Source organism: Desulfoluna sp. (assembly GCF_030145185.1).
In the GTDB taxonomy this organism is placed as follows: domain Bacteria; phylum Desulfobacterota; class Desulfobacteria; order Desulfobacterales; family Desulfolunaceae; genus Desulfoluna.
In genome coordinates this window covers 78297-104599 of the sequence record NZ_JAQYWB010000005.1, presented here as the reverse complement: position 1 = coordinate 104599, position 26303 = coordinate 78297, and the positions used below count along the sequence as shown (strand labels likewise).

At 55.0% G+C, this 26303-nt stretch carries 18 protein-coding genes and 1 pseudogene; 6 read left to right on the top strand and 13 right to left on the bottom strand.

All coding sequences use genetic code 11. The annotated features are described in order from the left end of the window. Positions 1-369 precede the first annotated feature (369 nt). Positions 370-1098 carry a helix-turn-helix domain-containing protein gene (locus Q1Q75_RS02530; protein WP_300667443.1) on the top strand — a complete coding sequence of 243 codons (729 nt, stop codon included), beginning with the start codon at positions 370-372 and terminating at the stop codon, positions 1096-1098. Between the two features lie 502 nt (positions 1099-1600). Here the strand turns inward: Q1Q75_RS02530 and Q1Q75_RS02525 are convergent. From Q1Q75_RS02525 to Q1Q75_RS02490, 8 genes are all read right to left on the bottom strand, one after another. Continuing rightward, positions 1601-2755, bottom strand: coding sequence for a uroporphyrinogen decarboxylase family protein (locus Q1Q75_RS02525; protein WP_300667442.1), 1155 nt, complete (start codon positions 2753-2755; stop codon positions 1601-1603). A gap of 317 nt (positions 2756-3072) precedes the next feature. Continuing rightward, on the bottom strand, positions 3073-4071 hold the full coding sequence (locus tag Q1Q75_RS02520) for a TRAP transporter substrate-binding protein (RefSeq protein ID WP_300667441.1): 999 nt from the start codon (positions 4069-4071) through the stop codon (positions 3073-3075). A gap of 903 nt (positions 4072-4974) precedes the next feature. Then, positions 4975-8184 (bottom strand): efflux RND transporter permease subunit, encoded by a 3210-nt coding sequence (locus Q1Q75_RS02515; protein ID WP_300667440.1) that lies wholly within the window; start codon positions 8182-8184, stop codon positions 4975-4977. 176 nt (positions 8185-8360) lie between these two features. Then, positions 8361-9479, bottom strand: a complete 1119-nt coding sequence (locus tag Q1Q75_RS02510) for an efflux RND transporter periplasmic adaptor subunit (RefSeq protein ID WP_300667439.1) — start codon at positions 9477-9479, stop codon at positions 8361-8363. Between the two features lie 6 nt (positions 9480-9485). Beyond that, complete coding sequence (locus Q1Q75_RS02505) at positions 9486-10880, bottom strand: TolC family protein (RefSeq protein WP_300667438.1); 1395 nt, start codon at positions 10878-10880, stop codon at positions 9486-9488. 253 nt (positions 10881-11133) lie between these two features. Next, a complete protein-coding gene (locus tag Q1Q75_RS02500; RefSeq protein WP_300667437.1) occupies positions 11134-11331 on the bottom strand; it encodes a DUF2892 domain-containing protein in 198 nt (65 codons plus the stop codon). Positions 11332-11341: 10 nt separating this feature from the next. Next, a complete protein-coding gene (locus tag Q1Q75_RS02495) occupies positions 11342-11551 on the bottom strand; it encodes a hypothetical protein (protein ID WP_300667436.1) in 210 nt (69 codons plus the stop codon). 343 nt (positions 11552-11894) lie between these two features. Continuing rightward, a complete protein-coding gene (locus Q1Q75_RS02490; protein WP_300667435.1) occupies positions 11895-13613 on the bottom strand; it encodes a Na+/H+ antiporter NhaC family protein in 1719 nt (572 codons plus the stop codon). Between the two features lie 804 nt (positions 13614-14417). Here Q1Q75_RS02490 and Q1Q75_RS02485 point away from each other — a divergent pair. Further along, positions 14418-14807, top strand: a complete 390-nt coding sequence (locus tag Q1Q75_RS02485; protein ID WP_300667434.1) for a hypothetical protein — start codon at positions 14418-14420, stop codon at positions 14805-14807. Between the two features lie 461 nt (positions 14808-15268). After that, positions 15269-16882 (top strand): PilT/PilU family type 4a pilus ATPase, encoded by a 1614-nt coding sequence (locus Q1Q75_RS02480; protein ID WP_300667433.1) that lies wholly within the window; start codon positions 15269-15271, stop codon positions 16880-16882. Between the two features lie 75 nt (positions 16883-16957). Here the strand turns inward: Q1Q75_RS02480 and Q1Q75_RS02475 are convergent, their stop codons facing one another. Next, on the bottom strand, positions 16958-18142 hold the full coding sequence (locus tag Q1Q75_RS02475) for an MFS transporter (protein ID WP_300667432.1): 1185 nt from the start codon (positions 18140-18142) through the stop codon (positions 16958-16960). A 122-nt stretch (positions 18143-18264) separates the two neighbouring features. Between Q1Q75_RS02475 and Q1Q75_RS02470 the strand changes: the two genes are divergently transcribed. Continuing rightward, positions 18265-18594 (top strand): hypothetical protein, encoded by a 330-nt coding sequence (locus tag Q1Q75_RS02470; protein WP_300667431.1) that lies wholly within the window; start codon positions 18265-18267, stop codon positions 18592-18594. A gap of 110 nt (positions 18595-18704) precedes the next feature. Continuing rightward, a complete protein-coding gene (locus tag Q1Q75_RS02465) occupies positions 18705-18980 on the top strand; it encodes a hypothetical protein (RefSeq protein ID WP_300667430.1) in 276 nt (91 codons plus the stop codon). 57 nt (positions 18981-19037) lie between these two features. Here the strand turns inward: Q1Q75_RS02465 and Q1Q75_RS22570 are convergent. The 3 genes and pseudogenes from Q1Q75_RS22570 to Q1Q75_RS02455 form a co-directional block, all read right to left on the bottom strand. After that, a pseudogene (locus tag Q1Q75_RS22570) lies at positions 19038-19346 on the bottom strand (hypothetical protein); the annotation flags it as partial. 87 nt (positions 19347-19433) lie between these two features. Continuing rightward, on the bottom strand, positions 19434-22520 hold the full coding sequence (locus Q1Q75_RS02460; protein WP_300667429.1) for a cache domain-containing protein: 3087 nt from the start codon (positions 22518-22520) through the stop codon (positions 19434-19436). 7 nt (positions 22521-22527) lie between these two features. Next, positions 22528-23640, bottom strand: a complete 1113-nt coding sequence (locus Q1Q75_RS02455; RefSeq protein WP_300667428.1) for a hybrid sensor histidine kinase/response regulator — start codon at positions 23638-23640, stop codon at positions 22528-22530. 434 nt (positions 23641-24074) lie between these two features. Here Q1Q75_RS02455 and Q1Q75_RS02450 point away from each other — a divergent pair, with 434 nt between their 5' ends. Further along, positions 24075-26057 carry an LTA synthase family protein gene (locus Q1Q75_RS02450; RefSeq protein ID WP_300667427.1) on the top strand — a complete coding sequence of 661 codons (1983 nt, stop codon included), beginning with the start codon at positions 24075-24077 and terminating at the stop codon, positions 26055-26057. Here the strand turns inward: Q1Q75_RS02450 and Q1Q75_RS02445 are convergent. Further along, complete coding sequence (locus Q1Q75_RS02445; RefSeq protein WP_300667426.1) at positions 26042-26209, bottom strand: hypothetical protein; 168 nt, start codon at positions 26207-26209, stop codon at positions 26042-26044. The two genes, Q1Q75_RS02450 and Q1Q75_RS02445, sit on opposite strands and share 16 nt — an antisense overlap. Between the last annotated feature and the right edge of the window lie 94 nt (positions 26210-26303).

The following is a 26303-nucleotide window of genomic DNA, read 5'->3' as shown; positions in this document are numbered from 1 at the left end:
GGCAGACTTATCGGACTCATCGCACATGCAGCAGAAGCTCCTGAAAGCTGTCGATCATCAGGAGCCCCCGTTGGTGCGGCGCACGATAAAGAAGAGGAATGGTATTGTGACCGTGGTTTTCCTTCTTCTTCGCGGGCATCATCTCATAAGGTTTTTTCTGTGTCAATACAATATGGGAATCTATTCTACGATTGCCATATTATGAGATTGTTGAGAGAGGGGACGGTGGATAGCATTGGATTTTACCTTGCAATTTTCCTAACGCCTCGGTATGTCATCTCTGTGAATTGATAATGGATTCGTACGTCTTCCGAAGGCTAATCTGGTCGAAAAAGGATAAAGGATCCGCAAACCCACAGGTTGGATTTTATGATTCAAGGCGCACAAAGTGTTTATCGTACTCTAAATATATTGAAGATGATTATTCAGCGGGGGGAATCCCCTTCGACGCTCAAGGAGGTGAGTGAGGCGATGGAGATTACGACCTCCACAGCCCACAGGCTCCTGTCCGTGCTGACAGATTCCGGGTTCCTCTCTTTTGACTCAAAGGCCAAAACCTATGTGGTCGGATCGGAGAGCGTCATCTACTCCGGACTCTCCATGGAGCACTATATTCGGACGAGCTATGGGGGGCTGGCCGGCAACGTGGCCCGGATGTTCGGGTACACCACCTCTCTCTTCATCCGGGAGGGGGATGATTGCAAATGCGTGGGGATCTACCAGGGGACCAATGTGATTCAATTGGCGGCCTGCAGACCTGGAGAGAAGGCGCCTCTGGGGTTCGGGTCTCCTTCAATGGGGATGCTTGCCTTCCTTGAGGATTCGGAGATTGAGAGCATTCTGAATCGAAACAAGGAGCGGTTGCGTGATGTGCTGCTTGTGGATCGGAAGACTTTTCAGGAGTACGTTGCGTTGTCTCGAAAGCTGGGGTACGGCTACGCGGAAGCCTTTCTGGTGCAGGGGGGGCTCGGGGTTTCCTACCCTTTAAAATACGAGGGCAAGGTGGTCGGTGCCATGGCTGTGGATGCCCTTGTCGGGCGGGAATGGGACTCCAAGCGTGACGGGCTGGTGGACTATCTGAGGCAGAACCTGAACTAACCCGGATATTTCATGAGAAAACAATCGGGACTAAGGAATAACTCATAATTACAGTTCTTTGTAGCAATATTTTCAGCTATTTCAAAAATGCAAAATGTAATCCACGGTATTCTGTCTGATTTTCTCACCCTTCGGGCGAGCCGGGTGCACTCATCTGCCGCGTTATCAGAGCTTTGAGGTAAACCACTACATCTTCAGCTCTGATGCCTTGCATATGAGCACACCCAACTCGTGAAATATCCGGGCTAAGGGTTGTGATGAGGTCGTTGGCCTCGGACATTGTCGGACAAGCGATAAAGAGATGTTTCCTCGGTGTGGTTTGTCCGATTCTTTTCGAGCGCACCCGCAAATTAAAAAGCCCTCTCTTCGATTAGGAAGAGAGGGCTTTTGTGTTCTCGCGGATAGAGATTGAGGGTGGAGAAGTGTTCAGGTCTTCTCCACCGAAACCCCTCTTTTTTTCGTCCCGACGGTCCATTGGGCCAGGGAGCTAAAAAAAGGTGGGTTAGGAGACGAGGGGGTACTGACCGAACTCTATAGCCGCTTCCAGCATGGCGATGACATTTTCGGAAGAGATGTCAGATTGCATGTTGTGAACGGAGCCCAAGATATATCCCCCACCCGGTCCGAGGTCACGGATACGCTTGGCGACTTCATTGCGAACGTCTTCAACGCTTCCGTTGGGGAGGACATGGAAGGTATCGATGGCGCCCCAGAAGGAGAGCTTGTCCCCGAATCGTTTGTTAAGCTGGTCGGTCTCCATACCGGTGGCGGAGACCTGGACCGGGTTTAAGATATCCACGCCAACGTCTACGAGGTCGTCCAGGAGGCCTGTGACAGCGCCGCAGCTATGGTAGTAGAGTTTTGCCTTGGTCATGCTCTTGATGTAGCTGAAGAGTTCGTCCTGGTAGGGCTTGATGAACTCCCGGTGCATGGCCAGGGACATGAAGGGGCCGTTTTGCATGGCCAGATCATCGGCGCACTGGACCACATCGATATACTCACCCGCTTCTTCAAGGAAGAGACGCGCGTTCTCTTTTCTATGGTCGCAGACTTTGCGAAGCAGGGCGTGGGCGAAATCTTTCCTGCACATCATATCCATGAAAAATTCGGGCATGCCTCGCATGCACCAGCACTGCTCAAAGAGGTTTCCGGGGCTGCCCATGCAGCCGACCACGGCGTATTCCCCTTCGTCATGGAGCTTTTTGGCTTCAGCCTTAACGTGGCTGTAATCAAAGTCCGTTGCCGCGTGGGGCCAGGGGTGGTTCTCAATGGCCTCCAGGGTGGGCTCTTGCATGTTGTACTCGTGGATGGTGGCGTATTCACCGTCGACCTTGCGTTTCACGCCCCACTGATCCGTAAAAATTTCGCAGCCGTCTTCTGTGAACTCCTGCTTGACGTCTTCGCCAAGTACCACGACATTTTTGGGCCGGACATGGCGAAAGTCGGCGTTGTACTTTTTCAGAAAAAATTCGTCGATGAATGCGGTCTGCCAAACCTTGGACATGATCTCTGTGGGCAGGTCCTCTTTTCCGTGTTTTTTCTTGAAGGCCTCATAGCCGTTGAGCATCAAGGTGGTGTTGCGGCCCCCGAGGTCAATGGGAACCCGGTCCGGCTCTTCGTGGTTCAAGGCGGTAAGTGCGCGTTCTTTATGATTCATGGACGACTCCTTCATCCCGGAAAGGGATCTCGTATGTATGGGTCAATGATGGGGTGGTAAGGGTTCGAACGGAGGGCACTGGTTGTATCCGATAGATTTCATGCCGTGCGGTGCTCTGTGGAACCCGAGTTATGTTTTTTTTCCCTCTGCAGCGATACACGGATGGGGTCACCCCTTATCAGGGACAGTATCCGATGAGTTCAGCCGATGGCTGACCCCATTCGTGTACGTCTGAAGACCGTTTTACTTTCATTGCGAAGGGGGGGTCACCTCAGGCCAGGGTGGCTGACCTGAGATGATCCGTCCAAAGCAAAGGCTTATTTTGCTTCGAGTGTGGCTTCGACTTTGTCGATCAGTGCTTTGCCGCCGATGAAGTCGTAGAACTCGGGCCATACTTTCTCTTTGGCTCGTTTGATCCATTCATCTTCGTCGGTGAGGTTGCTCATCTGGACGCCTTCGGCGGCCATGGAAGCTTTGGCCTTGGAGGCTTCGCTCACCTGGAAGAGCAGGTTGTACTGCTGGGCTTCGATACCTGCACGGGTCAAGATTTCGCGGGTTTTATCATCGTATTTTTTCCAGCTGCGTTCACCCACTGACAGGAACTGCAGAGCATACTGGTGGTGGACTTCGGTACAGTACTTCTGTACCTCCTGGAATTTTGAGGTGTACATGACGATGTAAGGGTTGTCCTGCCCGTCCACAACACCCTGCTGAAGGGCGGTGAAGGTCTCAGGCCATGAGATGGGGACAGGGTTGGCTCCCCAGGCGCGGTAGGTGGCCATGTGGATTTTGTTCTGAGGGATACGGATTTTGAGGCCCTTGATATCTTTGATCGTGGTGATGGGGCGTTTGTTGTTGGTGAGATGGCGAAAGTTGGAATAGACCCAGCCAAGGATGCGGAATCCACCCTTTTTAATACAGGTCTCATTCCAGAAAGCGCCGAGTTCACCGGTGGTGACTTTGACCGCATCATATTCGTTTTTAATGAGGTAGGGCATGGTGAGGGTGCCCAACTCTTTCACGAAGGGAACCGCGTTGCCACTGAAAACCAGGGACATGTCAAGGGTCCCTTTTCGTGTGGTCTGAAGCATCTCGGTTTCGGTGCCCAGGGCGCCGCCACCGAAGAGTTCAACTTTGATTTCGCCTTTGGAAAGTTGTTCCACAACCTCTTTGAAGCGTCGGGCATAGACACCCTGGTCAGACTCTGGGGGATCACCAAAGCCGAGTTTGATGGTCTGGCCAGCCTGGGCGCCTGTGAGGCCAAAAACGGCCAGGGTCACGAATGCAAGGGCAACAGCAAAAGACTTACGTAACATACTACCTCCTCCTATACGCATTGTTGATTGGGCATATACGGTTGGGGGCGGTTGGTGCCCCATGTTACCATACAGGGATATATGCCTTGATTGTTGCCGGGAAGGGCAACAAAATATTTACGCATCCACATCATTTCGCCACAGCGTTGGGGCTGAAATGCTTACCTGATAAGTATTCGGGCAGAAAATTCAGGTAAATCGCAGTATTCGGAATGTATTTAAAAACGACACGCCCCGGCGGTACTGAGGCGGGCGCTTCGTCTCTTTTGTGACAATCCCGGAAAAAACAGCTGACTTGGAATTGCTACTGTGATGTATCAGGCCACTTTTTCGGTTTGACATTGCTGGGTACAGCAATGACGCAATGGATACATACGCTTCTCAAAGAATGTTTGCTTTAGCCTGCGATGAGTTGTCTGGTGCCAGACAAGAGGTGGTTGATTTTCGTTACTCAACGCAATGTTTGATAAACTCGCACAACAGCCAAAACGTGTCAACACAATATGATAAAATTTAGTATAATCCCACAATATGGGATATGGCACAGTCTGTGGGCAGGGCCTTAAGGACATTGAATCGGCTGCTGAAGTGTGCAACTGGCTTGATTATGGAGAATTTTCTCTGAGGCTTGAGTTTTGGGTGGTCGTGGGGAAGAGAGACCCTCAGTGGGTGTCAGGCGGGATGAACGGTGGGTGATGACACTTGTTTTGTACCCTTTTTCAGGGGTGGGGGAGAGCAGAAGCGAGGAAAAACCATGAGGACGTGGAGCCTTGCCGGGGTGATGGGATTGAGTCTGATGGCGGTAATCGTTTTTTTGAGAGGAGGCTCTCACGGGGAGGTCTTTCTCCCATACCGAGAACCTGGGGGGGCAGGGGATACATCCCCTGACCCCGAAGGCATGTTTTAGGGCTTTTCATGCAGGGCGTAGTAGGTGACAGGGATGATCACCAGGGTGAAGAGGGTGGAGGCCAGGAGGCCGAAGATGAGGGCCCAGGCCAGGCCCGAGAAGACGGGGTCGAAGGTGATGGGCACGGCGCCGATGGCGGTGGTCAGGGCGGTGAGGATAATGGGCCTCAGGCGTTTGACACCGCTTTCAAGGACGGCATCGGCCAGGGGCATGCCGGCTTTCATGGCGTCTTGAATGAACTCGATGAGGACCAGCGCGTTTCGGATCACGATGCCGCCCAGGGCGATCATACCGATCATGCTGGTGGCGGTGAAGAAGACGGGGTTATGAAAGCCCCCCACCTGCTCTGCGGTGAGAAGGTTCAGGAGAAAAAAACCGGGCATGATGCCGAGCAGGGTCAAGGGGATGGCCATCATAATAAGCACCGGCATGGAGAAGGAGCCGGACTGGACGACCAGGAGAATATAAATGCCTAAAAGGGCCGCGGCAAAGGCGATGCCCATGTCCCGGAACACGCGCAGGGTGATCTTCCACTCCCCTTCACCGGCCCAGTTGATGCGGATGCCCTGGTCCTGAAAGCTGTGTTTCAATTTGCTCTGAAGGGAGAGGACCGCTTCGGCCGGGGCGCGTCCGGCCATTTCGGCGGTGACGAAGACCACCCGTTCGAGGTTTTTGTGGTAGATGGGCTGGACCTCCTCCACGGTGTGGAGGGTGGTGATTTCAGCCAGGGGGACCATGCTGCCGTCACTGGTTTTCACGGGGATGCTCCCGATGGCCGCCATGCCGGAGCGTTTGGATAAGGGGAGGGTGACCCGGATGTTCAAGGGGGTGCGCTCGCCTTTTGCGTGGAGCTGGGCCGAGACGGTCCCCCCGGAGGCGGCGGACAGGGTGGCCATGAGGGTTTGAGTCCCCACGCCATGAATGGCCGCTTTCTCGCGGTCCACCGTGACCTCTACGCGGTGGTGGGATGCCTCGGCGGTGGTGTCGATGTCGGTGACGAAGGCTTCACCGCCCAAGGTATCGCTGACCTGTCGGGCGGCATCAATGAGGGTTTCATAGGGGGTCTCCGGGCTGCCGTAGATTTCAGCAACGAGGGTCGAGAGAACCGGTGGCCCCGGGGGGACCTCCACGATTTTGAGATCGACGCCGCATTCCAGGGCCAGGTCCTCGAGTTCCGTCCGAAGACGCAGGACGATGGCGTGGCTTTGCATGCTTCGTTTGCTTTTATCCGCCAGGTTGACGCGGATATCGGCCAGGTGGCTCCCCTGTCTCAGGTAGTAGTGGCGGACCATGCCGTTAAAGTCCATGGGGGAGGTCGTGCCGGTGTAGGTGGCGATGCTGGTCACCTCGGGGACTTTTTTCAAGAAGACCTCGAAGCGTCTGACGACGGCGTCTGTGGCTTCCAGGGGGGTGCCTTCCGGCATGTCGAGGACGAGCTGGAACTCGTTTTTGTTGTCAAAGGGGAGGAGTTTTAAGGGGACCAACCCCACCGCAGCCAGCAGGGCCGAGGCGATGAAGAGAAGGACCACACCTGCGGCCAGGGTTTTTCGTCGTCTCGAGGAGAGGAGAAAAAAGCGCATCACCCCTTTGTAGAGACGAATAAAGAGGTTGTCCGGTTTGGCCTTGGGGTTTTGAACTTCCTTTTTCAGGGCCACCTGGCTTCCCTTCAGGAGCAGGTAGGTCATCCAGGGCACAATCGTCAGGGCACACAGGGTGGAGAAGGTGACGGTCAAGGGGACGTTGATGGCCATGGGGGCCATGTAGGGGCCCATCATTCCCGTGATGAAGAAAAGGGGCGTGAAGCAGATGATGATGGAGATGGTGCTCATGATCACCGGGGAGAGGACCTCCCGGATGGCGATGAGGGTGGCATCGATGGCGTTTTTCGTTCCTTCGGCCATGTGGCGCTGGATGTTCTCCACGTTGGTGATGGGGTCGTCCACCACGAGCCCCAGGGAGAGAATCAGGGCAAAGAGGGTCACCCGGTTGATGGTGTAGCCGAAGAGATGATTCACGAAGAGGGCCAAAGAGAAGCTGATGGGCACGGCCACGGCCACCACCAGGGCTTCCCGCCAGCCCAGGGCGATCATGAGAAGAATCACCACGGAGAGGATGGCAAAGGCCAGGGAGCTTAAGAGCCCATTGACTTTATCCTGGGCGGTCTGGCCGTAGTTTCGGGTGACTTCGGTCTGGATGCCGTGGGGGAGCAGGGTGGCTTTCAGCTCTTCGAGTTTTTTAAGGACCTCCCGGGAGACAGTGACGGCGTTGGTGCCTTTTTTTTTGGCGATGGCCAGGGTGACGGCGGGCAGCGAGTCGTCTGACCCCTCAAGCCCTCTCTCTTTACGGGCGTTCCAGGAGAACCCCAGGCGACTGTATGAGAGGGGCTCTTCCGGGCCATCGATCACCTCGGCCACATCCTGAAGGTAGACCGGGCGTCCGTTGGTGACCCCCACCACGAGGTTCTTCACCTCGCTGACGGTCTTTAAAAAAGAGGAGCTGATGACCTTGTATTCGGTGTTCACACGGCTAAACTTCCCGGCGGTAATGGAGGCGTCACTGACGGCCAGGGCGCGGGTCACCTCCGGCAGAGAGATGCCGAATCCTTCCATTCGCTCGGGGAGCAGTTCCACCCGGACTTCGCGTTTTCTTCCCCCCACCATCTGGGTCCCCGAGACATTTTTTACCTCTGAGAGTCGCGCCAGAAGCTCTTCCCCCACACGCCGGAGTTGAAAGTCGTTGTGGTCTTCCGAGTAGAGGGTGATGCCCACGATGGGCACGTCATCTATTTCTACAGGCTTGACCACCCAGCCGTGGACCAGAGGGGTGGCCCGGTCGATGTTCATGTCGATCTTGTTGTAGAGTTTCACCAGGGAGTTTTCCCGGTTCTCCCCCACAAAAAATCGGACGGTGACCACCGCCATGTCCCTTTGAGCCATGGAATAGACGTACTCCACCCCATCAATTTGCCAGAGGAGTCTCTCCAGGGGAGTGGCCACCAGCTGCTCCACCTCTTCGGCCGTGGCTCCCGGGGCCTGAACAAAAATATCGGCCATGGGCACCACAATCTGGGGCTCCTCCTCCCGAGGTGTGATGAGAATGGCAGCCATCCCCAGGAGCAAGGCCGTGACCACCATAATAATCGAAAGTCTTGAGGTGAGAAACCGCTTCACCATACCCATCAACGCGCTGTTGTCGATCTTTTCCATATCGCTCATCTGTACGGGCCTTTCACGTGATCAAAGTAACGCCTCCGGCGGCAAGGTGTGCCACCTTGAAAGCGGGTTTGCGAAGGCGATGCGGCTGTCGGTACTCAAAGCACCTCGTGTCCGCATTCGCAACCTGGGGTCCAGGGGATCATCCCCTGTCCGCCGGAGGCCGTTTTTTAATACCCTACCATTTCGCCAGCTTTGAGGCCGGAGAGGATCTCCACCTCATCGCCGAGTTTGTTGCCGGTGCGGATGTAGCGTCGTAGCCAGCCTTCCTTTGCCTTGACCCGGACAAGTTCGAGCTGGCCCACGCGCTGGATGGCCTTTTCAGGCAGGGTGATGACCTCTACGGTGGAGAGGGGAACCTGGAGTTTGCCGTACATACCCGGGTAGAGACCCTCCACAATCGGGAGGGTGGCTTTGACGAGAAAGGTGCGGGTTTTGGGGTCGGCGTAGGGGACGATCTCTTTGACCTCGGCCTGGACGGTTTGGTCCAGGCTTTTTAAGGCCACGGTGAGGGTGTCCCCGGTACGCACCGTGCCGATGAGGCCTTCCCGCACGTAGGCTTCGAGAATGAGCCGACGGCTGGTCCGAAGGATCATCAGGGGCTTGCCGGGCAGGGCGAGGTCCCCGGGTTCTGCCATTTTTTTGAGGACTTCCCCGGTTTCTGGTGCCGTCAGCTCGGAGTAGCCGAGGGCGATCTCCGCCTCCTTCACCACTTCAAGGGCATGACGGATGCCGCTTTCAGCGGCGGCCAGGGATTGTTCGGCACGGCTGACATCGGCTTCGGCTGCGAGGTAGTGCGCGCGGGATTCTTCCAACTGCTGGTCGGTGGCGGCTTCGGCGGCGTGGTATTTTTTTGTGCGTTCAAAGGCGGCGCGAGTCTGTTCGAACCCCGCGCGGGTGGCGATCAGGACTTGATGGGCCTGTTTTTTTGAGGCCACGGCTGCTGTGTGGGATTCCCGGGCCTGGTCGAGGCGTGATGAGAGCTGGCGGCTGTCCAGGCGGATCAGCAGTTGCCCTTTGGTGACGGAGGTGCCGGGGGCCACGGCAATTTCTCGAATTTGGGCGGTGACTTGCGCTTCGATAATGGTTTCGGTTTCAGGTCGGATGGTCCCCACCGCTTCGTAGGTTTGCACCACAGGACGCAGGGCTGCATGGATCTGGTTCGAGGGAACGAAGAGATCACCCGCATGTTCCACCGGTGTGGAGGGGCCGATTTCATTGCCACACCCTGTGATGAGGAGCAGGGCAAGACCCAGGGGCCAGAGGCGAAGGGGGCGTTTATTTTTCATGGCGAATCATTTCTCCGGGTTGTGGGGTTGGGGCGAGAATTCAGGAAAGAGGGTGCCTGGGCCGCCATTTGAGGTGGCCGTGGCCCGGGCAATGGCAGCCAGGGCTTTTTTCTGGTCGTAGTAGGCGGCCGTTTCTCTGATGCGGGCTCTGTTTCGAGCCAGCTCGGCTTCCAGGTACCGGGTGATGGTGGCAGAGCCCCCTTCGTATTGCTTCTTGACGAGGGAGAGGGTCTCTTCCCCCATGTCCACGGCGTTTTTAGCCACCTGGAGGCGTTTGGCCGCTTCATCGTAGTGCAGGTAGGCATTTTTGACATCCAGCCGAATCTGAAGCAGGATTTTTTTTCTGAGGGATTCCGCTTGACGCTCACGGGCTCGAGCGGATCGGGTGTCGGCCTCTACGGAGAATCCGGAAAAGAGGGGGACATCCATGCGCAGGGCCACCGACCAGTTGGCGCGGTCCGCGGTGTGGTCGAATCCGTCGTCGGCGGCATAGAGGTTGCCTGCCAGGTTCACCACGGGACGGTGCCCGCTCTGTGCGGTGCCGATCCCAGCTTCGGCCTGAGCCACCAGGGCCTGGACCCCTGTGATTTCACAGCGTCTCGTCAGGGCCCGTTCGAGCCCCTCGGCATAGGTGGGGGGCTGCCAGTGGCTGAAGGGGGGCTCGGGGCTCAATGCATCCGGTGTGTCGGGCTCCTGACCCAGGAGGGTGAAGAGAGCGGCCCTTGCGAGGGCTCGTCGGTTCTGGCTGGTCAGGAGCTGCTCTTCGGCTTCGGCCAGGCGTACTTTAAGGGAGAGCAGGTCTGATTTGAGGGCGCTTCCCCCTTTGTACCGGACTGTCATGGCTTCAAGCTGGGCGGTGACGGTTTTGACGGACTCTTCGGCGATGTGAATGAACTGCCGGGAGGAGAGGATGTCGTACCAGACATTGATGACGTCGGAGGTGAGTCGGCGTTGCGCACCGGAACGTCGGGCCTGGGTCGCGGTAAGGCCAGAGTGGGCCGAGACCACGGCCCATCGGTTTCGCCCGCCGTTGTAGAGGGGAAGCCGCACCTCAAGCCCCCCTTCGAGGTTCTCGACAATGCCGGGGGAGTTGAAATCGGTGCCAGGGGTGAACAGTCGCTGGTCGATGGTTTTAAAAAGATAGGTGGACGGGGCATCGGCGCGGAGGGCCTCGGCGTAAAGGCTCAGGGTAGGCCAGTAGGCGGCCCTGGCTTTGTCAATCTGGCTTTGGGCCAGGGTGACGGCTTCGTTAGCCGATTGCAGGTCCGGGTTGTTTTTTAACGCGGACTCAACGGCCAGTGGCAAGGTCAGGGGGGCGGCTCCTGTCGTGGTGGCGAAAAAAAGGAGGGCTGATGTGAGGATCCCGTAAAGGGAGAGAGGAACTTTTCTGCCTTGTTTCATGTGCACCCGTGCTCCTTGGTCGGTGGCGGTGGTTTTGCGGGGTGGTTCGCTCAGTGATGGTGACGGCATGCATGGTGTCGTGATGAATGGAAAAGCGAAAAAAGATTACAGGAAAATACGGATGGAAGCAATGGGTTGAAGACACGGCTTCGGGGCAAAGGTATTTTTTGAAGTGATCTTAATTGCGGGTTGGCGTGGTGCGTGTAAAGAGCACCCTGCCGGTTTCGGGGCAGGGTTTCAACGCACCGTTGGATCAGGGCGCTTCCGGCTTGACGCCGAGTTTGATCAAGAGGCGTTCCATGGGGCAAAAGCCGGTAAAGGCAGATTGCAGGAGATTGGCTCCCACAAAAGCGGTGAACAGGTGCCACCAGGGACTGGTCAGATACCCCAGGGCAAGGCTTAACAACACAAAAAGTCCGGCAATGGCGCGAATGCTTTTTTCAAGGGTCATGAGTGTCTCCTTAAGGGTGTTCTTCCCACCATCCTTTGCGAATGTGGGCCTCTCGTTCCATCTCCGCCACCTGTTTTATCTTATAGGCAGCGTCTCGAAGGATGCCATAAAGGATACCGCATCCGTTGTCTTCGCGGTCGCTGTCCCCCCTTTCCGCCAGTTGGATCATGGCCTCCACCAGCTCAAGGGTGGATTTTATATTGTGATCGCATGTTTTCACATTATCTCTCCTGCGTCGGTTCATTACAATAGGCATTTTGGCGTTGCGCTTTGTTCTGGTTCTAAACCAATACAAGATATGTGCCAGAGATGTGGGGGCCGCACAGATGGGATAAAAAGTGAAGAGGATGAGATCGAGGCGGGGCTCTATGACCCTTTATTGATAGGCGTTACGTGCGTTATGGTCGTTGTTGGGGGGTGCTTTGCCCACCTCGATGAGAGGGCCTTTGTCAGAGCCTGAGTGTCTCATAAGGTGCGAGTGAAACACAGATGTCTTATCCAGGCAGGGGAGACAGCCCCCGCCGAAGGGGCGGGGGCTGTGGATGTTTATGGGAACAGAGGGGTTAGGCCTCTTCGACGGGCTTTCCGAAGAAGTAGAGAATCCCCACAAGGACCGCGATGGCTACGGGCAGGATGATGTAAACGGGAACACCCAGACCGGCGGGGATGTACCCGAAAAAGACGGTGACCAGCGCGACGGTCACCGCGTAGGCCAGCTGAGTCCGGGTGTGGTCGATATGATCACAGGCGGCCCCCATGGAGGAGAGGATGGTGGTGTCTGAGATCGGAGAACAGTGGTCGCCGAAGATGGCGCCGGTAAGCACCGCACCGACGTTCATCAGCATGTAACTCTCCTCCGGACTGATGGCATAGGCCAGAGGAATGGCCAGGGGCATCAAGATGCCCATGGTGCCGTAAGAGGTTCCCGTCGCAAAGGAGATAAAGGAGCCCAAAATAAAGATGATGGCCGGCAGCGAGAAGGCCGGGATGCTGTCGGAGAGAATCGCCACGAGGTACATGGCGGTACCCAGCTGCTTGATGACGGAACTTAAGGACCAGGCCAGCAGGAGGATCACCCCGGTGATCACCAGGGATTTTACGCCTTGAACCCAGGTGTCCACGGCGGTTTCGATGGAGAAGATTCGCTGGGACACACCCAGGATCATCGCCACGATGCCGGCAAAGAGGGCCGCTTCGAAAAGAACGATGGAGGCGTCCGAGGCACCGAAGGCCTCCCGGATGGCGGTAAAGGAGGCGGGGCTCTCTTTCAGGATCTGGATGAGAGCTGCGTCATCCCCACCCATGATGGAACCGCGCCCGTTGAAATAGAACCCGAGGAAGGCACCGAGGATCAGGGTCATGATGGGAATGATGGCGTTCCAGATAATAAGGGGCACCCCTTCGTCGGGCTCCAGCCCGGTGGATTCTGCGGCCACCATGGGTTTGGCGTGGTCACCCAGAACTTTCCCGGTGGTTCGGGCGCGTCTTTCTGCGGTGAGCATGGGGCCGAACTCACGAAGCATGACGGCGGTGGCTACGATGAAAATGAGGATAAGGATGTTGTAAAAGCGGAAAGGGATGGTGCCCACAAAGATACCATAGGCGTTGGCTTCCAGGCCGAGGCCGGCATATCCGTCCTTGATGAGGCCGATTTCGTAGGCCACCCAGGTGGAGATCAGGGCGATGCCGGCAATGGGAGCGGCCGTGGCGTCAATGATGAAGGCGAGCTTTTCCCTGGAGATCTTCATGCGGTCGGTGACCGGGCGCATGATGGGGCCGACGGTCAGGGAGTTGGCATAATCATCGAAGAAGATGAGGAGCCCCATGAACCATGCGTACATCTGGGCACTGGTGGGACCGGTGGCCTTTTTGGCCAGGGCCTCTGCGATGGCTTTGGCGCCGCCCATTTTGGACACCAGGGCGATGAGGCCGCCGATGGCGAGGCACTGAAGAACGATGCCGGCGTTCCAGGGATCGGCCAGGGCCCCCAGCACTTCATGGTTCAGCTTGATGAAACCATTCTGAAGGGCGGAGACCACCCCTCCCTGAAGGGAGAGCATGAAGGTGCCGGAAAAGATGCCGGCAAAAAGGGAGAGCACCACGTTGCGGGTGACAAAGGCCAGGACAATGGCCACGACCGGCGGGATCAGGGTGAGAAATTTGAAGTGCTCCGCGTTGGCTTTTGCGACGACGGGATCGGCGGCAAAGAGCAGCGCGGGAACTGTAAGGGTAAATAGTAACGAAATGGCCGAAAGAAATGCCATCTTGTGTGATCGAACCATGAATATCCTCCTAAGGACTGTGATGCAATTGTTGCAGGGCCACCCGACAGACAGATCGGGTGAAGACGTATTGCAGATTGCTTGTGGCTGCCGTGCAGTAAGGTGTGCCACAAGGTGAGACCGTTTTAAGTTTGTGAGTACTTTTTTTGAGGTTGCCGTCATTGAGAAAAAGCAGGAATGAGGTAGGAAATCAAGAAAAAAATGAGCCGGGGGGCCTGACGAAGGTGCATCTCGCTGGAATAAAGGATTAAAAAACACAAGGTTGGTGTGGCCGTGGCGGCCATATTAACCGGGATGAACAGGTGCAGACGGAAGGGGTCACCTGACTCATCTGTAGAGACCGATGGGCAGAATAAGGCAGGGGGTATCTTGAAAGGAAGGAGCCGATGGGTTATAATTACAAATATTTAATATTCGACTTATTCTGTGTTCCTTTCCGTTGCGGTCGATTCGGCTCCCCCCCCCCGCATCCTGCGTTTTGTCATTTTTTATAAGAAGGGGCTACGGGTCTATCCCGGATATTTCACGAGTTGGGTGCGCTCATATGCAAGGCATCAGAGCTGACGATGTAGTGGTTTACCTCAAGGCTCTGATAACGCGGCAGATGAGTGCACCCGGCTCGCCCGAAGGGTGAGAAAATCAAACAGAATAGCGTGGATTACATTTTGCATTTTTGGGACGACTAAAATATTACCGCAAAGAACTGTAATGACGAATTATTCCTTGGCCCTGATTGTTTTCTCATGAAATATCCGGGCTATGTTCACTCGCCATCTGCCCGACTAGGGCGATTCAGGGGTCTCCATGAATGAGGGCTCACCGGCTCAGAAGCTTCGTATCACCCTGGCTCTTCGTGGTCTTCCTCCAGAGATATCCGGTCTTTTTACCCTGGTGGCTTCTCAGAGACACTATCAGGGAAATCCCGACGGTGGGATTCCGGCCATGACCCATCTTTCTATACGTAAAAGGCTTCCCAGGGGGATGCTGAAGATCATGTCTCTCTGGTTTTCTCAAAACGATGTCACAAAAGAGAGTCGTTCCGAGTGGGGGGAATATTATGCCACGGTGAAGGATCTCCGAGGGGGCGAGATGCGTGCCTCCATGAAAGTGGCGGGTGATGACGGGGGCAGCGTGGACGTTTCCGTGGCTCTTGAAATCGTCCATAGCCTTGATGATGAAATATCTCAGCCCTAGCCCGGATATTTCACGAGTTGGGCGCGCTCATATGCAAGGCATCAGAGCTGAAGATGTAGTGGTTTACCTCAAGGCTCTGATAACGCGGCAGATGAGTGCACCCGGCTCGCCCGAAGGGTGAGAAAATCAAACAGAATACCGTGGATTACATTTTGCGTTTTTGAAACGGCTGAAAATATTACTGCAAAGAACTGTAATGACGGGTTATTCCTTAGTCCTGATTGTTTTCTCATGAAATATCCGGGATAGAGGCATCGCCGGAGGGTATCAGGCGGTGTGCCCGGGAGAGAAACGCTTTGAGTTTGATGGCTTAACACGGCATTGTATTTCCTTGAACCTTTGCGAAAATCAGTTTATGGATTTGGGGTAATGTGCGAACGCATGCGGGATGGGTCCCGCGGGGTATGTGGCAATTTTGGATCCAATGAACGGGAACTGTCCAAGCGGAAGGAGGCATCACGATGGCCAAAGAGAAGAACGGGGCGCAAAGTGTCCCGGGGCGAAAGCATCGCCTTGGCGAACTGATGATGGAATATGGCTACATCAGTGAAGAGCAGTTGGAAACCGCCCTGAAACGCCAGATGCATGACGGGGGGCAGTTGGGGTCGATTCTTATCGATATGGGATATATCGGTGTGGATGATCTTCTGAAGTTCCTCGGCAAGCATTTTGAGGTGAAGCCGGTCAATCTTTTCAGCATCAATATCTCCCAGCATGTTCTCGACCTCATTCCGCTGGAGAAGATGCGTGATTTACGGGTCATGCCGGTGCGTGTGGAAGGGCATGAGCTCGTTCTGGCCATGGTGGCACCCCAGGATTTTGTCACCCTTAATGACCTCGGATTTTCCCTGGGCATGAAGATCAAGCCCGTGGTGACGCCTAGCTTTATGATGGAAGCGGCCCTTCAGTCACTTGCCGGTGGCTACGGGGGCGGCATCTCTGGAGAGGTGATTCGGCGGACGGCTGAGGCCTTGAGCCTTCGTATTGAAAAGGCACCCAAGTTGAAAAACCTCCTGGAGGAGATGGTGAAGCAGGGTTCCAGTGACATGTTTCTTTCGGCCGGTGCCCCTCCCTCCCTTAAAATCAGCAACAAGCTCAAGCGAATGCCCATGGGGGTACTCTCACCCGTCGATTGTGAAAAGTATGCACGGGAGCTCTTAAGTGATGAACAGTGGGGGCTCTTTCAAAAAGACAATGATTTTGAGATGGCGCTTAACGTCAAGGAGGTCGGACGCTTTCGCATCGCTTTTTACAAACAGCGCAACACGGTGTCCATCGCCTTCCGGGGGTTGCCTGAGGTGCTGCCCAGCATGGAGGCCCTGAACCTTCCAGACTGGATTCATGACTTCGCTTTGAAACCCCAGGGCTTGATCATGGTGTGCGGGCCGGCAGGGCACGGCAAGTCGACCACCCTGTCCAAGATGGTCGATATAATCAACGACAATCGCCGGTGCAACATCATCAGCCTGGAAGACCCGGTGGAGTATCTCCACAAACACAAGAAGTGCAACGTGAATCAGCGTGAGGTCGGTCGCGACTGTGACACCTTTTATAATGGGTTGCGGAGTATTTTCAGGCAGTCACCGGACGTCATTGTGATCGGCGAGATGCGGGATAAAGAGAGCTTTGAGATTGCCCTTCGCGCCGCTCATACCGGTCATCTGGTGATCAGCACGGTTCACGCCGACAACTCGACGGGTATTATCGAACGGGTGATCAACATGTTTCCCTCACACCAGCAGAATTTGACCCGTTCCCTTTTGGCTGCCTCTCTGCTCTGCACGATCTCCCAGCGTCTGATTCCGCGGAAAGACGGCAAGGGGCTGGTGCTGGCGGTGGAGAAGTTTATCAACAGTTACCGCATGAAGAACTTGATTCGTGAAGAGAAGACCCACATGATCCGTACGCAGATGCAGACGGCTTCCGACGAGTTTATTCCCATGGATTTTGCCCTGGCGGACCTTTATTCCCGGGGCATCGTGTCCTTTGAGGATGCCGCCCGCTACATGGAAAACATCGGGACCTTGCAAAATGCCTCTATCCAGAACGGATATCTGCCCGCCAAAGAAGGGTAAGCTGCATGCGGTCACGCCTGTATGGCGTGGCCGCTTTTCGTCCCCCTCGCTGATTCAGCCCCTCCCTGAGGTGTCTTAACCCTGGTCGTCTGAGGCGACGGGTCCATCGTTTCGCTTCGGTGGGTCGGGTATCTTTTGAACCGCAACCAACGATATACAGGCCATGACGGCTCCCGCAAAAAAAGGAATGCGATAGTCGACCATCCAGAGCATGCCCCCGATCACGGGCAGGGCCACGGCGGCAATATGGTTGATGGTGAATCCGGCAGCCATGCTCGGGGCGATGTCCTGGGGCTCGGCAATCTTTTGGAAGAAGGTTTTGATGGCCATGGCAAAATTGAAAAAGACATGATCCAGGATGTAGAGACATGCCACCAGAACCCGTGATTCGGCATAGGCGTAGGCGATGAAGATGAAGATGAGGCTGAAGTACTCCAGGGAGAGGAGTCGTCGTTCGCCGTATCGATTGATGGCCCGTCCAATCAGAGGGCTGATGAAGTAGTTGACCAGGTTGTTGAAGAGAAACAGCATGGCGATCTCCTGGACGGAGAAATGAAATCGCTGGACCAGAAGATAGACGGAAAAGGCGACGAAGATCTGCCGTCGGGCACCGGCCATGAAGGTGAGAAAGTAGAAGAGCCCGTAGCGTTTTCGAAAGATCGCTTTTTTGTGTTGTGGGACGGCGGTGTGGCTGGTGGGTTGTTGAAAAAGAGTGCAGAGCCCAAGTAGGGTGATGGCCCCACCGCTGACGGCGAACATGTTTTGGAAGCTGAGGTACGGGGAGGCAAAGAAGAAGAGGAGGCTGGCCCCAATGCTGGCGGCAGCCCCGTAGCTTCGAAGCCGGCCCAGTACCAGAGGGGCGGTCGTTCGGTCAAAGTATTGCAGGGTGAGGGATTGGTTGACCGTTTCAAAATAGTGAAATCCGAAACTCATGATCAGGGTGCAGAGGGCGAGGCCATAGAACTGGGGGAACCATCCCGTGGCCGCTACGCCGATTCCGAGAAGTGCGACGGAGAGGGAGGCGATGCGGTGTTCTTTCATGATGAGGGTGACATAAATGACAAGAAGTGCCAGGAAACCTGGGATCTCACGGATGGATTGGATGGCTCCAACCTGGCTGCCATCCAGCCCTATGATCTGAACGGAGAAGTTGTCAAAGAGGATACGCCAGGATTGCAGCCCGAAGGTGGCGCAGAGGGTCAAAAGAAGGAGGAATCGGTACATGGGTTGATTCCAGGACTGCAGCGGAAGTTTGGGCATGGCCTCTATCACTTGAATATTTGAGGATAAAAAAATGAAAGTATGGCACAGGGCCTCTTTCGGGGCAAGATCAACCTTTTCTTACGGAGTCGCGTAAGGGCTTCGTCCCGACAGGGGGAGAGATGAGACGACTGCAACCCTTTATGGACCAGGAAATTGTCGATGTGGAGGCTTTGGGTGAATTCCTCCTCAAGGAGGATATGGAGGATTTTAACCGGGATTACTCTGTGTGGCGGCGACTTCCCGACTCTATTTTGAAGATGGCCCTTAAAAAAAGGTTGACCTTAGAGCGCCAAATGCTCGAAAAGAGAGGTATGTCATCCCATGAAATGATTCATGCTGTGGTGGCTGCTGGTATGCGGTTGGTGGTGCTGGCACAGTTTTACTATCAGGGCTCTGAGGCCTACCGGGAGCTGATTCATGAGCTTTATCCTGTGCAGCTGCCCTGGTAGGGGGCTGCCGGTGCAGGGGAGGTGTTGTGCTCTTGACTTCACGGATTCAGCCGGGATACAGGTCTTAAGCTTTGTCTTATAAATCTTATTTTGCAGCGATGGAGACGGTCATGAACAGATCCTTTTTTTGGGGTAGTGTAGCGATGATGGTCGGCCTGTTTTTACTGGTCATGAAAGGCCTGGCTCGCTTGATGCCCGGTGACCCGGAACGCTTCAATTACAGCCTTAACGTGTTGCTCGATCCGGATCGTTTGACATGGATCGAAACGATTTCGAGCTCGGGATTGCAATCTGCCGTTACCTGGATGGTTGGAGCCCCTTTGTATCTCTATTGCTTTGGCGTGGGGCTTTTGCTCATTCTTCTCAGTGGATTGAAAAAAGATTGATCACGGCCAGACGGGCACCGGTTATTATCTGAAATAGAGGTCTTTTCGCCTTTCCCGTTACGGGTGGTGTGAACCTTTTGACCGCCCTCTTTTTTTCCAGAGGATCCTTGCTCTGGCGACTTCCTTCTCCTGGGGCCGAGAGATCAGGCTGTGACGGGTTGTCGGTTCCTTTTGATTTTTTTCCTCGTCGGTTCTTATCACCCTCTCTTCCCCGTAAAAGACGTCTTCCTTTAAAACGATTTCTGCCTTAACAGGCCTGAACCGTTCATAAAACGCATCTGAAATCCCTTCCATCATGCATTCTGCATAGAGGCTGTTGTTCGCATGCCCGTTAAAATCGATGTCGCATCGACGGACAGGGAGGGTCTTCTCACGCGTTGAGGGGACCCTCCTCGTTGATTTGTACGTGGTGGTCGAAGGAAAACCGAGGGTTGATGGCCTGTTGGGTCATGATTAATTGTCAGTGCTGAGGGGTGAACATCCGGTACAGGAGGCGGTGATTTTTTTCAGTGTGACAAGGGCCGAGTAGTAATTAAAGTTTTCGATGTTGTAGGCGAGATCCTCGATCAGTGCTTCCGCTTCAGGGGGGAGCACTGCTTTGAGTTGTTCAATTTCCAGGTCTGTATCGAACTTGTTTTCCGAGAGTTTCTCGCGAAGCAGCGCCAGGGTTTGGGCCAGCTCGGTCAGGGCGGCCGATGAAGGGGCAGGGATCTTCTGGCCGCTTTCTTGGGGGGGCGTTTCCTCCTGGACAAGACAGGTTTGGACCTCTGAAAGGCGTCGGTTCAGTTGGCTGGGTTTTAAAGGCGTTTTGAGCAGAACCAGATCGGCATGATCTTTGAGCAGGGAGCGGGTGGTATCGAACAGGGGGCCAGGGCATACCGCGAACGTTTTCTTGAGACCCTTGGGCCAGTCCGGGATGATCGGCTGGCCGGGTACGTCCATCTCATCGCGGGGGAGCAGCCAGAAGGCGAGTGTCCATCTTGCGGGAGCCGATGGCGTCCATGCTTCTTCTGGGATGCGTTCCACGGTAAACCCGAACCATTGCAGGGTCTGACGGATCGTCGTCTCTTCCGGGCAGGGCGGCCCCACAAGGACTGCGCTGCCCGTGATGTTGAGTCTGGGGCGTCGCTTGCTGGTGTCCCAGGGCGTGGTGAGATGGAAGGAGAAGAGGCTCCCTTGGCCCAGGCTGCTTTGTACTGTCAGCTCTCCCCCGAGAAGGGCGATGATGTTCTGGCATATAGCCAGCCCCAGGCCGGTGCCCCCATACTTTCGTGTGGTGGAGCTGTCGGCTTGGCTGAAGGGCTCAAATAGGCTGCGAGCGTCTCCGTGAGGAAGCTTTTTGAAATCGATGCCGATCCCTGTGTCTTGGGTCAGGGTTTGGAAGGTGATGGTTTGATCCCTTTTTTTGACCACACGGCAGGCCAGGGTCACACTTCCTGAATGGGTGAATTTGATGGCGTTGGCGGTGAGGTTTACGAGAACCTGACGGATGCGCAAGGGGTCTCCTGTGATGGCGGGGGGCAGCTCGGGGTCGATATCGATCACAAGGGCCAGCCCTTTTTCTTCGGCTTGGGGGGTGAAAATATCGGCTACCTCTTCCATCAGCTCCAGATAGTTGAAGGAGATCATTTCGGGCGTGATTTTCCCTGATTTGGCTCGTGAAAAATCAAGAATATCGTTGATGAGCGTCAAGAGGGCCCGTGAGGAGCGGCCCATAATATCGATGTAATTCTGTTGCTTGTCGGTGAGTCCCTCGGCTTCGAGAAGTTCGGCAACCCCCATGATGGCGTTCATGGGGGTTTTAATTTCGTGGCTGATGTTGGCGAGGAATCGGCTTTTTACTTCAAGGGCCGTCTCCGCCAGGTTTTTGGCTTCGGTGAGTTCCCGCGTCTTTTCAGCGACCTTCTCCTCCAGTTGTTCTCGATAACCCGCCAGTTCAATTTCTGAGGCTTTGCGCCGGGTGATGTCACTGAGGGTGCACAAGGCGGCGGGATGCCCCAGATACCAGAGATGGCTGACGGTGATTTCCACCCAGGCGATGGCTCCGCAGCCTTTGATCACGCGGTATGTCCAGGTCATGGGGGGGCTGTCGGGGTTTTCAAAGACCGTCTCGAAGCAGGCCCAGACAGGATCTATGTCGTCTGGGTGGGTCCATTGCCGAAGGGTCTCGTCTTCCGCATGAATGATGTCTTCGTGGGGAAGGCCGGAGATGGTGGTGCAGGCGGCATTGGCAAACACAATGCAGCGATTTTGAATAATGATAACGCCTTGCAGAGTGTTGTCCACCAAGGCTTTGTATTTTTCTTCATTTTCCCGTAGCGCGGTTTCTGTAAGTTTTCGTTTTAAGATCATGCGATTGGCGGCATCGGCCAGGCTTTTGAATTCGGAGAAGAAGAGCTTTGCCGGATCAATCGTGGTGAAATCAAGGGAGGCTTTTTTGAAAAAGGCGCTGAAAAAAGCAAAGGACCGAGCCAGGTGTCTCGCGAAGAGGCCCGAGGCGAGGGCAGTAATGGTGATGGCAGTGCAGAGGATGAGCAGGACATACAGGAGGTGATCGCGAATTCGTTTTTTCAAGGCCTCCTGTTTGCGCAGGATGGCCCGGTCCATGGCAAGGGTGTCTGCGGAGGCTACGATCGTCCATCCCCATTGGGGAAAAGGACGCATGTAGGCAAGGAAAGGGGTGCCCTTTAAGGGGGACGCATAGTCGATGAATTGTCCTGCCTTGCCGGGGCCGGAGATTGACAGAGATGCTGCATCCATTTCGGGACAGGAGGGGCCGATCAGCAACTTTCCTTTGTCTGAAAAGATGAAGATGCGGTCACCGTTTGTGTTTATCAGCGGGTGCAGCTCCTGAATCAGTCGTTTTTGAAGCCTTTGATAAAAATCATCGTGGTAGTAGCCGGTACCGACAATCCATCCCAGGGGTTTGATAAGCCGAATATAGGAGGTCTTCGGGTACAGCGGCCCCTGGGCTTGCGTGGGTTTGGGGTAGCGGTAGGTGAGATACCCTTCCCCGTGATTCATGGCCAGGTCGACGATCTGACGGGCGATGGGGAATTCTTCTTGATGGGCGAGATGATCAAAGGGGGTGCCGTCGAGTTCCGGTCGGATTGAGTTGAACAGAAGGGCTCCGTCGGCGCTTAAGGCGAAGAAGAAACGGCGATGCTCCGAGTAGCGAGTGTTGCGCAGGGCATTTTTCATGAGGGCATGGCGTGTCTCAAGGGGCAGGCCCGTCTGGTTCTCTGAGTGGATGGCCAGAAGAAGTGAGGCGGCTTCCAGGACCCGTTCCTTAAGCTGTTGCTTAAAAATACGTTCAGCCAGGGCGATATCCCTTTGAAGGGAGGTTTCGATCTGATCGGTCAGGTGAACGAGAGTTGTTCGTCGAGACGCCATGAACTGTGATCGTATCTGATGGGAATCCTTCTTGTACTGGTTGAGTTCTTCCGCAACCCAGAGGCCTCCAAGGCCTGTGAGTGTGCAGACCATAAGGAGCATCATAAAGGAGAAGTAGGTTCCCGAGATGGTCCAGCGTTTTTTCATGGGGTGATTAATTTAAAGGAAGGGTGAAGGTGAACTCAGAGCCCGAGGCATCGGTTCTCGAGAGATGAATGTCCCGACCGTGCCGCGCGAGGATGTGTCGGGTAATAAAGAGGCCCAGGCCGGTGCCTGTATCGTCGGATTTTTCGGTAAAGAAGGGCTCGAAGATGGTGTCAATTTTGTCTTGAGGAATGCCGGGGCCGTTATCCGCAAGGGTGACCCAGGCTATGTCGTCTTGTTTTTGAGCCTGGATGAGAATTTTTCCGGAGCCGTGGGTGAGGACTTCGGTGGAGTTGTTGATGAGGTTGACGAAGACCTGGGATATCTGGTGAGGGTCGCAGAAAACCGTCAACTCTTTGTCCACACCGGAGGTATTGATTTCGACGTCGTATTTTAAAAGTCGGTACCGGAGCATCTCCAGGGCGTCGTCAATGATAGTGTTTAAGGGGGTGGGGACGTAGGATTGGACCCTCTTTTTGGAATAGCCTTTGAGTCGGTCGGTGAGCGCATTGATTCGTTTGGCGCCTTTGACAATATTGACCGTGCGCTCCTGGATGGAGACCATGTCTCCATTCAGGATGTCATCCATGATCATCTCGGCGTTTCCCACAACGTAGTGCAGCGGGTTTTTCACCTCATGGGCGATGGCGGCGGAGAGGGTGCCCAGGGTGGCGAGGCGATCGGAGTGGATCAATTGCCGGGTCCGGTCATGGACCAGTGTGTTCAGGCGGTCCCGGTGCATCTTAAGCTCCATATGGGTCCGTACCCGGGCTTTGACCACAGCGGGTCGAAAGGGTTTGGTGATGTAGTCCACGGCGCCCAGCTCCAAGCCGAAGGTTTCATCCTTTTCATCGTCTCGAGCAGAGATAAAGATGACGGGGATGTGGGTGTGATCGGGGTTTCCCTTAATACGCCGCAGGACCTCATATCCATCAATGCCTGGCATCATGATATCGAGAAGGATCAGGTCCGGGCAATGGTCGTCAATCATTTCCAATGCCTTGGAACCGCTTCGGGCGAAGCTGATGTCATAGTCTCTTCTGAGGGTTTCACCGAGAATTTTGATGTTGGTGGGCATGTCGTCCACAATCAGAACGTTCATTCGGTACGGCGTGGGGGTCATTATTTCTCCTTGCTGACCAGCAATGGCTTGGGCGGTATTTCACTCACCGGAATGTCTTACGGTGGTCTCATTCCTGCCGGGTAATACTCCCTTGTGCCTTGTTGCGCGGATGTTTCGACAGAATGCTAAGGAATGAAAAGGTTACCAATATAATGTATCAAATGCAACTAGGATAAGTTTTTCCATCCAAATCGTTATCGATGAAGTCACATGGGAAGGGTTGATGCGTGTGATGGAGGCGCTTTATAGTAAATTTACTCATGATACAAACTGTTACATTTGTTTCATAGACATTTTTTACCGTGTACGGGTAGTTTAAACGCTGTGCATGTCTAAGACCCTTGGTTTTTGGGCAAAAAGGGAGGGCATTGGAGCGTGTGTGGCTGACTACAGGCCGGGCCGCGTGTCATTGTTTTGTATGTTATGGGTGGGCTATGAGCGGTTTAATGGGTGCGGCAGGTGATAACGGGGCGGGTCCTTCCCCCGGCAAGAGGATAGCGTTCTTTATAAAGGAGAGCCCCTGGTATCCTATCTGGCAGTTTGCCGTGCACGCGTATCTCGTGTTGACGGCTTGCCGGGTGGGTCTGATGCTTTGGCAGTGGGATCGTGTGGGGGGGGATTTCCTTCGTATTTTGAGGGATGGACTCAGGATGGACACCGTGATGATCTGTTATCTGGTGGCTTTTCCGGTACTCATGGCCCCTTTTTTAAATGGGTTCAGGCGCACCCATGGCTTGTGGCGGCTCTTTGCCGCCTTTTGGTTTTCCGCCTCTCTGTGTTTTCTCCTTGTTATGGAGACGGCCACCCCCTTTTTTATCCTCGAGTATGACACCCGCCCCAACCGCCTCTTTGTGGAGTATCTTGTTTACCCCAGGGAGGTCTTCACCATGCTTCTGACCGGCTATAAGGCTGAGCTGCTTGTCGGTTTTGTGATGGTCACCGCCGTGCTTTTTTTCTCATGCCGGAACTATCCCAGCCTGGTGAGGCCACGAGCCAGCTGGGGGGGGATCTCTCGTCTTCTTGCCCTGCCTTTGATTGGATTGCTCGTGTTTGCCGGGGCTCGCTCTTCCATGGGGCATCGTCCGGCCAACGCCAGTACGGTGGCGTTCAGCTCGGATCATCTGGTCAACAGCCTTTCTCTGCCGTCGGGGTACACGCTTCTTGATGCGGTGTATCGCATGAAGGATGAGGCGGATGCCTCCAAAATTTACGGCAGGATGGCGGTGGATCGCATGCTGGAGGTGGTCCGAGACAATGCCCTCGGGGATGCCGAGGATTTTTCCTCGGAGGCCATTCCGACCCTGCATCGTTTTACGCCGGTTGCGGAGCGGAAGGTTCCTTTGAATCTTGTGATTTTGCTGGAGGAGAGCCTGGGGGCCGAGTTCGTCGGGCGAATGGGAGGCCTTCCCCTGACCCCACATCTGGATGCCCTCGCAGAGGAGGGTCTTTTCTTTGATCGGCTCTATGCCACGGGTACCCGGTCTGTCCGAGGGATCGAGGCGGTTATTACGGGTTTTTTCCCCACCCCTGCACGGAGTGTGGTGAAGTTGGGTAAATCACAGAACCGTTTTTTTTCTCTGGCGTCCTTTCTAAAGACCAAAGGCTACAAAACACGCTTCGTCTATGGCGGAGAAGCTGATTTTGACAACATGAAGGCCTTTTTCCTGGGAAATGGTTTCGACGAGGTGATTGAAGAGAAGGATTTCGAGGAGTACCGTTTTAAGGGGTCCTGGGGCGTGTGTGATGAGGATCTTCTGAGCCGGACGCACCAAGTCCTGGAAGGTGAGGGGGAGACGCCCTCCTTTACCCTGGTGTTCAGCTCCAGCAACCATTCCCCGTTTGAATTTCCCGATAACGCCATTGATTTGTATGAAGAACCGAAAAATACGGTGAACAATGCGGTTAAATATGCCGACCATGCCATCGGCCAGTTTTTCGAAAAGGCCAAGAAAAGCAGCTATTGGGACCGAACACTGTTTCTTGTGGTGGCGGATCATAACTCAAGGGTCTACGGTGATTCGCTTGTGCCCATTGAACGGTTTCGGATTCCGGCTCTCATCATCGGCCCGGGCGTGGAACCCGAGGTTTATAATACCCTTGCCAGTCAGGCCGATTTACCGCCGACCCTTCTCTCTCTGATGGGGCTGGACGGCCAGACGCCCATGATCGGAAGAGATTTGATGAAGATGCCTGAAGGGGTTGCCGGGCGAGCTGTCATGCAGTTTTATCAGAATCAGGCTTATATGGAAGGGCGTCAGGTGGTGGTACTGCAGCCCGGTGGGGTACATCGACAGTTCTCCTACGATGGGGGAGAGCTCACCGAAGGCGAGACAGATCCAGTCCTGGTTGAAAAGGCCTTGGCCCATGCCCAGTGGGCGTCCTGGAGTTACAGCAACAGGCTCTACAGGATGCCGTGACGGGGGATGACATCGGCATTGTTACCCGAGGGGGTGGCCATGTCGGCGGTCATACGCCGGGCGATGATAAGGGCGATGATAAGGCGCGGCCTTGGGCGGGCCTGGGGACGCAAGGCTTTGAAAAGATAGCAAGGGCAGCTCAACGTCGCCATGTCCGTGCGTCGTTTATGGCCGTGTTCTGAATAGAATGCGTTGTCAAGAGGAGAGGATCGGGAGGGTGTTGCCTGAAAAAGCATACAAAAAAAG

Bases quoted from the DNA above. Each gene is read 5' to 3' on its own strand.
- Q1Q75_RS02490 (WP_300667435.1), bottom strand. From the start codon at position 13,613: ATGGTTCGATCACACAAGATGGCATTTCTTTCGGCCATTTCGTTACTA.
- Q1Q75_RS02510 (WP_300667439.1), bottom strand. From the start codon at position 9,479: ATGAAAAATAAACGCCCCCTTCGCCTCTGGCCCCTGGGTCTTGCCCTG.
- Q1Q75_RS02450 (WP_300667427.1), top strand. From the start codon at position 24,075: ATGAGCGGTTTAATGGGTGCGGCAGGTGATAACGGGGCGGGTCCTTCC.
- Q1Q75_RS02520 (WP_300667441.1), bottom strand. From the start codon at position 4,071: ATGTTACGTAAGTCTTTTGCTGTTGCCCTTGCATTCGTGACCCTGGCC.
- Q1Q75_RS02470 (WP_300667431.1), top strand. From the start codon at position 18,265: ATGAGACGACTGCAACCCTTTATGGACCAGGAAATTGTCGATGTGGAG.
- Q1Q75_RS02525 (WP_300667442.1), bottom strand. From the start codon at position 2,755: ATGAATCATAAAGAACGCGCACTTACCGCCTTGAACCACGAAGAGCCG.
- Q1Q75_RS02445 (WP_300667426.1), bottom strand. From the start codon at position 26,209: ATGGCGACGTTGAGCTGCCCTTGCTATCTTTTCAAAGCCTTGCGTCCC.
- Q1Q75_RS02485 (WP_300667434.1), top strand. From the start codon at position 14,418: ATGAATGAGGGCTCACCGGCTCAGAAGCTTCGTATCACCCTGGCTCTT.
- Q1Q75_RS02530 (WP_300667443.1), top strand. From the start codon at position 370: ATGATTCAAGGCGCACAAAGTGTTTATCGTACTCTAAATATATTGAAG.
- Q1Q75_RS02505 (WP_300667438.1), bottom strand. From the start codon at position 10,880: ATGAAACAAGGCAGAAAAGTTCCTCTCTCCCTTTACGGGATCCTCACA.
- Q1Q75_RS02460 (WP_300667429.1), bottom strand. From the start codon at position 22,520: ATGAAAAAACGCTGGACCATCTCGGGAACCTACTTCTCCTTTATGATG.
- Q1Q75_RS02500 (WP_300667437.1), bottom strand. From the start codon at position 11,331: ATGACCCTTGAAAAAAGCATTCGCGCCATTGCCGGACTTTTTGTGTTG.
- Q1Q75_RS02465 (WP_300667430.1), top strand. From the start codon at position 18,705: ATGAACAGATCCTTTTTTTGGGGTAGTGTAGCGATGATGGTCGGCCTG.
- Q1Q75_RS02515 (WP_300667440.1), bottom strand. From the start codon at position 8,184: ATGGAAAAGATCGACAACAGCGCGTTGATGGGTATGGTGAAGCGGTTT.
- Q1Q75_RS02480 (WP_300667433.1), top strand. From the start codon at position 15,269: ATGGCCAAAGAGAAGAACGGGGCGCAAAGTGTCCCGGGGCGAAAGCAT.
- Q1Q75_RS02455 (WP_300667428.1), bottom strand. From the start codon at position 23,640: ATGACCCCCACGCCGTACCGAATGAACGTTCTGATTGTGGACGACATG.
- Q1Q75_RS02475 (WP_300667432.1), bottom strand. From the start codon at position 18,142: ATGCCCAAACTTCCGCTGCAGTCCTGGAATCAACCCATGTACCGATTC.